General features: G+C 75.5%; 12 protein-coding genes. 7 read left to right on the forward strand and 5 right to left on the reverse strand.

Annotation, left to right across the window (positions count from 1 at the left end):
• Nucleotides 1-214: 214 nt before the first annotated feature.
• Nucleotides 215-1,408, reverse strand: coding sequence for a lycopene cyclase family protein (locus ACH4T9_RS29230; protein ID WP_396674181.1), 1,194 nt, complete (start codon nucleotides 1,406-1,408; stop codon nucleotides 215-217).
• 75 nt (nucleotides 1,409-1,483) lie between these two features.
• Nucleotides 1,484-2,377, reverse strand: a complete 894-nt coding sequence (locus ACH4T9_RS29235) for an aldo/keto reductase (protein ID WP_396674180.1) — start codon at nucleotides 2,375-2,377, stop codon at nucleotides 1,484-1,486.
• An 87-nt stretch (nucleotides 2,378-2,464) separates the two neighbouring features.
• Between ACH4T9_RS29235 and ACH4T9_RS29240 the strand changes: the two genes are divergently transcribed.
• Nucleotides 2,465-3,292, forward strand: coding sequence for a class I SAM-dependent methyltransferase (locus ACH4T9_RS29240; RefSeq protein ID WP_396674179.1), 828 nt, complete (start codon nucleotides 2,465-2,467; stop codon nucleotides 3,290-3,292).
• 16 nt (nucleotides 3,293-3,308) lie between these two features.
• On the opposite strand, the gene ACH4T9_RS29245 is transcribed toward ACH4T9_RS29240, so the two are convergent.
• Nucleotides 3,309-3,842, reverse strand: a complete 534-nt coding sequence (locus ACH4T9_RS29245; RefSeq protein WP_396674178.1) for a GNAT family N-acetyltransferase — start codon at nucleotides 3,840-3,842, stop codon at nucleotides 3,309-3,311.
• A gap of 128 nt (nucleotides 3,843-3,970) precedes the next feature.
• On the opposite strand from ACH4T9_RS29245, the gene ACH4T9_RS29250 reads away from it, so the two are divergent.
• Complete coding sequence (locus tag ACH4T9_RS29250) at nucleotides 3,971-4,480, forward strand: DinB family protein (protein WP_396674177.1); 510 nt, start codon at nucleotides 3,971-3,973, stop codon at nucleotides 4,478-4,480.
• A 75-nt stretch (nucleotides 4,481-4,555) separates the two neighbouring features.
• On the opposite strand, the gene ACH4T9_RS29255 is transcribed toward ACH4T9_RS29250, so the two are convergent.
• Entirely contained in the window at nucleotides 4,556-5,482 is a 927-nt protein-coding gene (locus ACH4T9_RS29255; protein WP_396674385.1) for a TauD/TfdA family dioxygenase, read from the reverse strand.
• Nucleotides 5,483-5,667: 185 nt separating this feature from the next.
• A complete protein-coding gene (locus ACH4T9_RS29260) occupies nucleotides 5,668-6,105 on the reverse strand; it encodes a DUF6069 family protein (RefSeq protein ID WP_396674176.1) in 438 nt (145 codons plus the stop codon).
• A gap of 202 nt (nucleotides 6,106-6,307) precedes the next feature.
• On the opposite strand from ACH4T9_RS29260, the gene ACH4T9_RS29265 reads away from it, so the two are divergent.
• The 5 genes from ACH4T9_RS29265 (at nucleotide 6,308) to ACH4T9_RS29285 (ending at nucleotide 10,648) form a co-directional block, all read left to right on the forward strand.
• Nucleotides 6,308-7,402 (forward strand): sensor histidine kinase, encoded by a 1,095-nt coding sequence (locus ACH4T9_RS29265; RefSeq protein WP_396674175.1) that lies wholly within the window; start codon nucleotides 6,308-6,310, stop codon nucleotides 7,400-7,402.
• Nucleotides 7,399-8,064, forward strand: a complete 666-nt coding sequence (locus ACH4T9_RS29270; protein WP_396674174.1) for a response regulator — start codon at nucleotides 7,399-7,401, stop codon at nucleotides 8,062-8,064. Before ACH4T9_RS29265 ends, ACH4T9_RS29270 begins: the two co-directional genes overlap by 4 nt.
• A gap of 193 nt (nucleotides 8,065-8,257) precedes the next feature.
• Nucleotides 8,258-8,740 carry a hypothetical protein gene (locus tag ACH4T9_RS29275; protein ID WP_396674173.1) on the forward strand — a complete coding sequence of 161 codons (483 nt, stop codon included), beginning with the start codon at nucleotides 8,258-8,260 and terminating at the stop codon, nucleotides 8,738-8,740.
• 87 nt (nucleotides 8,741-8,827) lie between these two features.
• A complete protein-coding gene (locus ACH4T9_RS29280) occupies nucleotides 8,828-9,463 on the forward strand; it encodes a class F sortase (RefSeq protein ID WP_396674172.1) in 636 nt (211 codons plus the stop codon).
• Between the two features lie 75 nt (nucleotides 9,464-9,538).
• Nucleotides 9,539-10,648, forward strand: coding sequence for a magnesium and cobalt transport protein CorA (locus ACH4T9_RS29285; protein ID WP_396674171.1), 1,110 nt, complete (start codon nucleotides 9,539-9,541; stop codon nucleotides 10,646-10,648).
• Nucleotides 10,649-10,785: the final 137 nt, after the last annotated feature.

Raw genomic sequence — 10,785 nt, forward strand, 5'->3', positions numbered from 1 at the left:
TCGAGAACGGGCGGCGCCGGCCGCGGCCCTCTGGCAGGCTGCCTCACCATGACCGGACGCTTCGACCGCGTACCCGGACCAGGGGCTCACCGTGGCGGCGACGCGCAACCGGCTCGCGGTCGGCGACGGCGACCCGCTGGAGCGGTTGCGCGTCACGATCCGCGACGCGGTCGCCGCGCGTGTCGGCTGACCCGACCCCGGCCCCCGCGACGGGTCAGCCGGCGGGGCGGCGCAGCCGGCCACGAAGCCGCCCGGCGGCGTCGCCGACGACGGCGGAGGTCATCGCCAGCAGTGGGCTGGACCGCATCACCGCCAGGTCCTCCCCCGGCGAGGTGTCGCCGTCGAGGAAACGCAGCACCCGCTCGGCGGGGTTGCGGTCGAACAGCCGGTCGAAGAACTCCGGGCCGCCGACCCGGCCGGTGTCCAGGGCCCGCAGCGCGACCGCGTCCATCCACAGGTGCCGCCGGGGGTACGCGGGCGCGGGCACCGGCGGCCGGCCGGCGGCCAGCGCGCGGGCCACCTGGTCGGCCTGGCGCAGCATGGCGGAGAAGGTGAACCCGGTGGAGGGGCGGGTGGCGCCGCCGGCCGTGCCGAGACGGACCACCCGGGGCGAGGGGCGACGCGGGAACGGGGCGTCGGTCATCGGGATCACCCCGTCCTCCACCTCCCGCACCGTCAGCGCGGCCGGGTCCAGGCCGAGCCGGCCGAGGTAGCCGCGCAGCGCCCGGTCGTACCCGTCGTCGGCGAGCCGGTCCGGGGAGAACTCGGTGTACTCGACCAACGCGTACCGGTCGCTGACCGGCAGCACGTAGCCGAAGGAGACGCCCCGCCCGGGCTGCGGGGTGCGGAAGTCCATCAGCACCGCCCGGGCGGGGTCGAACAGCGGCCCGCCGGACTCCACCCACCAGCCACGGAAGTGCTGCAACCAGGACGTGCGGCCGGGCCGGGCCGGCGGGCGGGGGCGGGAGTCGAGCACCCAGGACGCCCGGACCAGCGGAACCCCGTCGGCGCCCCGGACCAGCACCCCGGCGCCGTCGTCGTCCAGTCCGGTCACCGCCGCGTCGATCCGCCTCGCCCCGAGGTGCCGCTCGGCCTCGGCGGCCCGGGCATAGACCGGGGCGGAGCGCAGCATGGCGTACCTCAGCGGGGTGAGGTCGAGCACCCGGCGGCGGGCCGGGGTGGTCACCTCGACCTGGTCCCAGCTCGCGCTGAGCAGCGGGTCCAGGTCTGCGCCGGGGCGGCCCCAGAACGCCCAGGTGCGGTCCTGGCCGCGCTTGCGCACCGGGTCGACGACCGCGACCCGCAGCCCCCGCACGCCGTGCCGGCCCAGGGCGGCCAGCACGAGGGACCCGGCACCGCCGCCGCCGACCAGGGCAAGGTCGACGGCGACCGGCGCGGAATCGTTCACCCCGACACGCTGTCACACCGCCCGGCCGGGTGCGGCACCGACGGGCGACCACCGGTCACGGGACGGCCGGGGGCGTCACTCGCCACGCTGGTGCACGGCCTCCAGCCGGGCCAGGTCCTCGGCGGTGAGCCGCAGCGCCCCGGCGGCGACGTTGGCGACCAGATGCTCGGGGTTGCCGGTGCCGGGGATGGCCAGCATGTTCGGGCTGCGGTGCAGCGCCCAGGCGATCCGCAGCTGGGCGGTGGACACCCCGTGGGCGGCGGCGACCGCGCGGACCTCCGGGTCCTCGTCGCCGCTCGCGCCGGCCTCCCGGCCCGTGGTGGCGATGGAGAAGAACGGCACGTACGCCACGTCCTGCGCGGCGCAGTCGCGGACGAACTGGTCGTGGCCGGGCCGGAAGCCGAGGCCGTACGCGTTCTGCACGCAGACCACGGGGGCGACGGCCTGCGCCTGGGGCAGGTGGTGCGGGCGGACGTTGGAGATGCCGAGGTGCCGGATCAGGCCGGCGTCGCGCAGTTCGGCGAGCGCGCCGAAGTGCTCGGCGACCGACTCCAGGCCGGCCTGGCGCAGGTTGACCAGGTCGAGGTGGTCGCGGCCGAGCTGACGCAGGTTCTCCTCGACCTGGCCGCGCAGCTCGTCCGGCCGGGCCAGCGGCAGCCACTGCCCGGACGGGTCCTTGCCCGGCCCGACCTTGGTGGCGATGACCAGGTCGTCGGGGTACGGCGCGAGGGCCGCGTTGATCAGCTCGTTCGCGGAGCGCAGCGGCGAGAAGTAGAAGGCGGCGGTGTCGATGTGGTTGACGCCCAGCTCCACGGCCCGGCGCAGCACCGCTATCGCCCGGCCCCGGTCGCTGGGCCGGCCGTCGGCGGTCGCGGTGAGCCGCATCGCGCCGAAGCCGATCCGGTTGACGGTCCGGTCGCCCAGCGTCCAGGTGCCCGCGACGTCCGCAGTGGCGATCCCCGTGTCCATGATCATGATTGTGGCACGGGCCGGAGGCCGCCGCCGCCCCGTGAATCCCCGTTGAAACCGCAGCGGCAGGTGTGGGACCGTCGCGCCGTGACGGACTATCGCAGCGTCAACCGGGCCAGCTGGGACGAACGGGCGCCCGCCCACGCCAGGTCGCCGGAATACGCCCTGGACCGGTTCCTCGCCGACCCCGGGCATTTGAGCGAGGTGGTCCGCTTCGACCAGCCGCGCCTGGGCGACCTCACCGGCCTGCGCGGGGTGCACCTGCAGTGCCACATCGGCACCGACACCGTGTCGCTGCACCGCCTGGGGGCCCGGATGACCGGGCTGGACTTCTCCCCCACCGCCCTGGCCGAGGCCCGTCGCCTCGCCGCAGGCGCCGGCGCGGCGGTCGACTTCGTGGAGGCCGACGTGTACGACGCGGCGGCGGCGCTGGAGCCGGGCGGCTTCGACCTGGTCTACACGGGCATCGGGGCGTTGTGCTGGCTGCCGGACATCCGCCGCTGGGCGTCGGTGGTCGCCACGCTGCTGCGCCCCGGCGGGCGGCTGTTCCTGCGTGAGGGCCACCCGATGCTGTTCACGGTCGACGACGCCCGCCCCGACGGGCTACTCACCGTCGAGTTCCCGTACTTCGAGCGGACGGAGCCGATGGTGTTCCAGGCCCCGGGGACGTACGTGACGACCGAGGAGACGTTCACGCACAACGTGACCCACGAGTGGAACCACGGGCTCGGCGAGGTCGTCACCGCCCTGCTGGACGCGGGGTTCGAGCTGACCATGCTCACCGAGCACGACAGCGCACCGTGGGACGCCCTGCCGGGGCGGACGGAACGCGCCGGGCCCGGCGAGTGGCGGCTCGCCGACCGGCCCTGGCGGCTGCCGCAGACGTACACGCTCCAGGCCCGGCTGCGCGGCTGACCCGGCCTGCCGTGGGTCAGGAGCCTGCGCGCCGGCGGTACAGCACGCTGCGGCGCAGCGGGCCCGACTCGACCTCGGGGTCGTCGAAGTCCTCACGCGGGTCTGTGGTCATGCCGAGGCGCCGCATCACCGCCTGGGAACGCACGTTGCCGACGGCGGTGATCGCGACGATCTCGGGCAGCCCGAGGTCGTCGAAGCCGTGGCGCAGGGCGGCGTGGGCGGCCTCGGTGGCGTAGCCGTGGCCCCAGGCGGGGCGGGCCAACCGCCAGCCGACCTCCACGCCGGTGAGCGGCATCCCCTCGTCGACGTCGTCGAGTCCGACGAAGCCGACGAAGCCGCCGGTGTCGCGGACCTCGACGGCCCAGAAGCCGTAGCCCCTGGCGTCGAGGTCGGCCTGGAAGCGACGGGCGGACGCGGCGGACTCCTCGGCGGTCAGCACCGGGCCGAGGAACTCGCGCACCTGCGGGTCGGCGTTCATCGCCGCCCACGGCGCCAGGTCGCTGTCCCGCCAGCCCCGCAGCACCAGCCGTTCGGTCCGGATCTCGATCATCGCCCCACCGTACCGCCGGGGTCGAGGGATTTTCGTCGCCGCCACCGCGTGGGACCAGCGCCGCGCCGCCGGCCGGTCACCGGGGGACGCCGCCCGCGGTGACCGGCCGGTGGCCCATACTCCCGGCCATGAGCCTGCTGCTGCCGGAGCCGGGGCCGTCGTCGGACGTGCCCGCCTTCTTCCTCACCTACCTGGACTTCTACCGGGAGGCCGTGGCCGACCGGCTCGCCGGGCTGACCGACGCGCAGGCCCGGTCGGTGCGGGTGCCGTCGGGCTGGACGCCGGTCGGGCTGATCCGGCACCTGACGTTCATGGAACGCCGCTGGCTGGTGTGGGGGTTCCTCGGCGAGCCGGTGCCCGACCCGTGGGGCGACCAGCTGGACGGGCGCTGGCACGTCGGCCCCGACGAGACGGTGGCCGACGTGGTGGCCGCGTTGCACCGCGGCGGGGCGCGGACCAGGAACATCGTCGGGGACGCCGCGCTGGACGCGCCGGCCGCCCTTGGTGGGCGGTTCACCGACCCGGCCGCCCGGCCGACGCTGGCCGCGATCCTGTTCCACGTGCTGCAGGAGTACGCGCGGCACGCCGGGCACCTCGACGTCGTCCGCGAGCTGATCGACGGCCACACGGGCGAGTGACCGCCTGCTGGAGGTAGCCGTTGAACTGGTCGCGCCGGTGTCCGGTCCCGCTGCCCGCCGGCTGAGCCGGGCGGGTCAGCGTCGGCCCGCGTCCAGCCAGAGCCGGATCAGGTCGCGGCGCCGCTCCGGCTCGGGATGATCCTCGTACGCGGTGCGCGCGTGCACCACGACGCCGTTGTCGAGGAACTGCATGTCCCCGGCCCGCAGGTCCATGCCGAGTGCGAACCGGGGGTCGGCGTGCAGCCGGTCCAGGGTGTACATCGCCTCCCGCTGCGCCGGGGTCAGCGGCGGCACGTGCGCGCCCCGCTGGGCCGAGCGGATGTAGTCCGGCCCGTAGTGGGCGGCGAGGCGGTCGCCGTCGCGGGCGTACACCGGTTGCCGGGCGAAGCTGTCCGGCCCGTCGCCGGTGCGCCGGTCGTACCACCACGGCTGGTAGAGCAGCCGGGCCAGGTCGGGGCGGGTGCGCACGACCTCGTTGTGCACCGCCACCGAGCTGACGACCGTGCTGAGCCCGCCGCTGCGGGCCGGCCGGACGCAGAGCAGCGCGACGACGTCGGTCGGGTCGGCGTGGTATCCGATGCCACGACGGTGCTCGTAGCTGCGGGTGGTCGGCCGGTCGGGGTCGGCCCCCCGGTCGCGGACGTGCCGCAGGACCGCGCCGTCGGGCCCCTGCGGGACGAGCCGGCCGACGTGGGCGGCGACGCCGAGTGCGAGCAGTTCGCACCCGCGTTCGGTCAGCCCGGCGACGGGCAGACCCCGCACCATCCCGACGCCGCAGCCGCCGGTCACCTCGGCGGCCAGCCGGGCCAGCTCCGGGCCGAGGGCCGGCAGCGGGAAGTCGGCCCGGGACATCCCGTCGAGGGGTACGCCGGCGGCCTCCACGGCGGCGACGGCGGCCCGCAGCTCGGCGCGCTGGGCGTCGTCGACCGTGAGCCGCCACCGCCCGCCGTCGGCGAGCTGGTCGGCCCGCCAGTCGGCCGGCCCCCGCACCTGGTCGATCATCGCCACGGCGCCTCCCCCGGATCGGGCCCGGCCGTCCCGGCCGGGCGTCGCCTCCAGTCTGGACCGGCAGGGTGGGTGGGCCCGGCACGCTCTGCCAGGGGCATAACGCCGGCCGGCTCCGGGCCGGGCACCTAGCCACTGCCCGGCCGGGCAGTGGCTGGGCCGGGCAGTGTGAGCCGGGCCGGTCAGGGGCGCCGGGTGCCGCCGCGGCCGAGTACCGGGATCAGGACGGCCCCGGCCGCTAGGTGCAGGGCCAGCAGCGTGACCGTCGCGGCCGTGCCGACGCCCTCGGTCACCGGCCCGGCCAGCGAGAGCAGCAGGACGGCGACCGCGACCGCCGTCCACAGGCCACGTGCCCGCCGGGTCCGGCGCTCCAGCAGGGCGAGCAGCGCCCAGCCGGCGAGGCCGGCCAGCAGCGTGGCGGCGGCCACGGCCCCCGGACCCACCGGCTGCGGCCCGGTGCCCGACCGGACCTCGACGTCGATGCCGGCCGGTCCCGTGGCGGCGTACCAGACGGCGTGGGTGGCCCCCGTCGCGGCGAGGACGGCCAGGGCCCGGGCCCGGCGCCGGGCCGCCGCGCAGGACGGGGTGGGGGCCGGCCGGCCGGTCGTGTCGGTGATCATCGCGATGCGCCTCCCGTGAGTGGGCCGGGTGTCGGCGTGCGCCGCCCGGTGGTTCTGCGTTCTCCGGCACGGTAGGCGGGGCCGCGTCCCGCGCGGATCGGCTGCGGGAACGGTTCGGCGCTCCGTCTCCGGGCGGGGTGGCGGCCGGATCTCCGTCTCGCGGCCGATGAGCCCGGCGTCGGGCCCGCCTAACATTCCGGCCATGTGCCGCTGGTCCCGTCCCACCGTCCTCCTGCTGGTCGACGCCGGTCTCGCCCTCGTCGTCCTCGCCGTGGCGCTGCCCGTCGCCGCCGTCGCGCAGTCCGGCGGTGACATCGCGGCGGCGTGGGGGCTGGCCGCCGCGCAGGCGAGCTGCCTGCTGTGGATCCGCCGGCGGCCCGTGGCGGCGCTGACGGTGGCGACGGTCGCGGGCGCCGGCCTGGAGGTTCTCTGCCCGCAGCTCGGCTGGCTGGGCCTGGTGGCCGTGCCGCTGGCCTACCTGGCGCGGCTGCGTCCGCCACGGGTGTCCCTGGTGGCGCTGGGGCTGCTGGCCGCCGGCACGCCCTGGAAGCTGGTCGACGGCGGCGGGCGGGACCTGCTGCTGGCGCTGGCCGGACTCGTGGCGGCCTGGGCGTTGGGCGAGGTGCAGCGCGGCCATGCCGAACGCCGCGACGCGCTGCGCCGGCAGGTCGCTGTGGCCGAGCGCGCACGGATATCCCGCGAGCTGCACGACGTGGTGGCGCATCATGTGGCGGTCATCGCCGTTCAGGCCGCCGCCGCCGAGGATGTGCTGGAGCTGCGGCCGGACCAGGCTCGGGCCGCGCTCGGGTCGATCCAGGAAGCCGCCCGCTCCGCGCTGACCGAGCTGCGCGCGATGCTCCAGGCGCTCAGCGCGTACGACGACGGGGCCGAACCGAACCGCCCACAGCCCGGCCTGGCCCAGCTCGACACCCTCGTGGAGGCGGTGCGGGCGGCCGGGGTGCAGGTAACCGTCGACCGTGCCGGCGTCGGCAGCGCCCTGCCCGACGGGGTGGAGCTGTCGGCGTACCGGATCGTGCAGGAGTCGCTGACCAACGTCCTGCGGCACGGCCGGGCCCACCGGGTCGACGTCACCGTCCGCCACGGCGACGGCGAGCTGCGGGTGGAGGTCGTCGACGACGGCCCGGGCCCGCACCGCCGGTCGACCACAGGGCTGGGCCGCGGCGTCGTCGGCATGCGCGAGCGGGCGCGGCTGCTGGGCGGCACGTTGGAGGCCGGTCCGCTGCCGGCGGGCGGATTCCGGGTCCGGGCCCGGCTCCCGGTGCGGGAGGCCCGGTGACGATCCGGGTGCTCATCGCCGACGACCAGGACCTGATCCGCGCCGGCCTTGCCATGATCATTGAGGCGCGGCCGGACCTGACCGTGGTGGGCGAGGCCGCCGACGGCGTGGAGGCGGTCGCCCTGGCGGAGCGGAACCGCCCCGACGTGGTGCTGATGGACGTGCGGATGCCGCGCCGCGACGGCATCGAGGCCACCCGGGACCTGGTGGCGCGGGGAAACCCCGCCCGGGTCGTCATGCTCACCACCTTCGACCTGGACGAGCCGGTGTTCGCGGCGCTGCGCGCCGGCGCCAGCGCGTTCCTGCTCAAGGACACCCGGCCCGCCGACCTCGCCGAGGCGGTACGAATCGTGGCGCGCGGCGACGCCCTGCTGGCCCCGACGGTGACGCGCCGGCTGCTCGACCGGTTCGTCGACCGGCTTCCCGCCGACCCGCGGGCACCCCGACGCCTGGCCGCGCTGACCGCGCGGGAGACGGAAGTGCTCGTGCTGGCCGCGCAGGCGCTGTCCAACGCCGAAATCGCCGCCCGACTGCACGTCAGCACCGCCACGGTGAAGACCCACATGTCCGCCGTGCTCACCAAGCTGGGCCTGCGGGACCGCGTCCAGGCCGTGGTCCTCGCCTACGAGACCGGCCTGGTACGACCCGGACCGCCGGGCTGACGAGCGCCAGCACCGCCGTTTCCGCAGCTCTCATGCCGCCCGGGTGGACACGTGACGGCAACGAAGAATTCTCGTTTTCACCGGATCGGGGACCCAACCCTCCTAGTGTTGGGCACACCGGTGCTAGTCACGGAGTTGGCCACCCGAACGACGTCCCACGCAGTCAGCGGACGAAAAGTGAGGGAAGACGCGCATGAAGACACAGTCAATTCTCGGATCGGCGGCGCTCGGCGTGGGTCTCGGCACGCTCCTGCTCCCGGTCGCCGCGCTCGCGGACACCACGGTGTCACCGGCCACCACCCCCGTCGGCGGGACCGTGGTGCTCACCTCGACCTGCAACCCGAAGTCGGGCGACGCGCTCTTCCGCGTCACCGGCCCCGACCGCGACCAGAACGTCCGGTCCACCACCGCCGCCGCCGGCGGCGGGCTCAGCGCCGAACTGTTCACCGCCGGGTTCACCCTCGGCACGTACACGGTCACGGCGACCTGCGGCGACGGGACCTCCTCAGGCAGCGCGACATTCACCGTCACCCCCATCGGCGGGGCCCCGGCCGGCACCGGCACCGACGCGGACAACCGCGGCCTGCTGGCAACCGGCGGCACCCTCGTCGGGGCCGCGGCCACCGGCGCACTGCTCCTGGCCCGCCGCCGACGCCACGCGGTCAACCACGCCTGACGACATACGTCACCACCATCCTGAGACGGGTGCCCGCGCCGGCCCACGCCGCCGCGGGCACCCGCCGCGAACGCCAAGGAGGCGCACATGCCCACCGGCGACCGGATTCCACAGACCGCCGTGGCGCTGATCGCGCTGGCCGGCGTCGCCGGAGCCGGACTACTCGCCCTCGGGGCGGCCCGCACACACCCACCACCACCCCGGGCCGCCCCGGGCACCGGAACCGACTCGGCGACGGGCAGCGGCACCGTACCCGGGACGCCGCTGCCCCACGCCACGCCGGTCCGGATCACCATCCCAGCGATCGACGTACGCGCCGACCTGGTGCCGGTCGGCGCCAGCACCGCCGGCGAACTGGAGGTCCCGCCGTCGGACCGGCCCGCCGTCGCCGGCTGGTACCGCCTCGGGGTCAGCCCCGGCGAGGCCGGCAACGCCGTCGTCGTCGGGCACGTCGACTCCCGGGAGACCGGCCCCGCGGTCTTCTTCGCCCTCGGCCGGCTCCGGCCGGGCGACCGCATCCAGGTCACCCGCTCAGACGCGCGGACCGCCACGTTCACCGTGGACGGCGTCGGGTCGTACCCGAAGGCCCGGTTCCCCACCGACCTCGTCTACGGCGCGGGCGCCGTGCCCCGGCTACGCCTGATCACCTGCGGCGGCCAGTTCGACGAACACACCCGCTCCTACCTGGACAACGTCGTCGTCTTCGCCACCCTGCTCCCCTGACCGCCGCCCCCGCGCCACCGGCAGCCGGAAGATCGCCTACGGTTGCCGTCAGTTCCGGTGTGGCGGAGGTGAACGGTGGACCAGCGACCCGTGCAGACCCGATGGCTCGGGCGGCTGCCCGCCCTGTTGCGCCGCCCATGGAGCCGGCCGACCACGGACGCCATGGGCGTCGGGGCACGGTCCAATCCGGACGCCGTGGTCGACTGCGCCATCTACGTCGACGGGCGGCGCCAACCCGGGCGCCCGCACTACGCCGAGGCGTACGCGCAGTGCCGCCACAGCCGGCGGCCGTTCGTCTGGCTGGGCCTGCACGACCCGACGCCGGCGGTGATGGCCGCGGTCGGGTCGACCTTCGGCCTCGACGAGTACAGCGTCGCACAGGCCCTCGCCGACGGACACCGGCCGACCCTGCAACGGCACGGCGACGTGACGCTGCTGGTGCTGCGCACCGCCGGCTACGTCGCACACACCGAACTGACCGACACCTCCGAGGTGATCGACACCGGCGACGTGATGGTGTTCCTCGGCGACCGGTACGTCATCACCGTCCGACACGGCGCGGCCGGAGCGCTCGCCACGGTACGCGAGGACATCCAGCGCCGCCCGGCGGTGCTGACCGAAGGGCCCTGGGCGGTGGCGTACGCGGTCTGCGCCCGAATGGTCGAGCTGTACCTGGAGGTCGCCGGTCACGTCGAGACGGACCTGGAACGGCTGGAGGAGACGGTCTTCGCCCGCGACCGGTCCGCCGACATCCAGCAGATCTACCAGCTCAAGCGGGAAATTGTCGAGTTCAAGCGGGCGGTGCTGCCGTTGCAGGCGCCGCTGCGGGCGCTGCTCGGGCAGCAGCCCGACGGCCCACCCCCCGCCCTGCGCCGCTGGTTCGCCGACGTGGACAGCGACCTGGCCCGGGCCGTCGACCGGGTCGGCGCGTACGACGACCTGCTCAACTCGATCCTCCAGTCCCGGCTGGCGCAGCTGGCCGTCGAGCAGAACAACGACATGCGCAAGATCGCCGCGTGGGCCGCGATCGCCGCCACCCAGACCGCCGTCGCCGGGATCTACGGCATGAACTTCACCAACATGCCCGAACTGCAATGGCGCTACGGCTACGCGGGAGCGCTGCTGGTGATGGCAACCGCCGCACTGACCCTGCATCGGCTCTTCCGCCGCTCCGGCTGGCTCTGACCCACCCCCCACGTCAACGGGGTGGATGGGTGGTTCCTGGGGTGGTGGGTGGTTTGGGGTGGGGTGTCCGGTGGTCGGGGTCACCGTGGGGGTGGAATCGGTGGGGGGTCGGGGGCGTTGTACATGGTTCACCCGGG

This window comes from Micromonospora sp. NPDC020750 (assembly GCF_044334565.1).
Lineage (GTDB): Bacteria > Actinomycetota > Actinomycetes > Mycobacteriales > Micromonosporaceae > Micromonospora.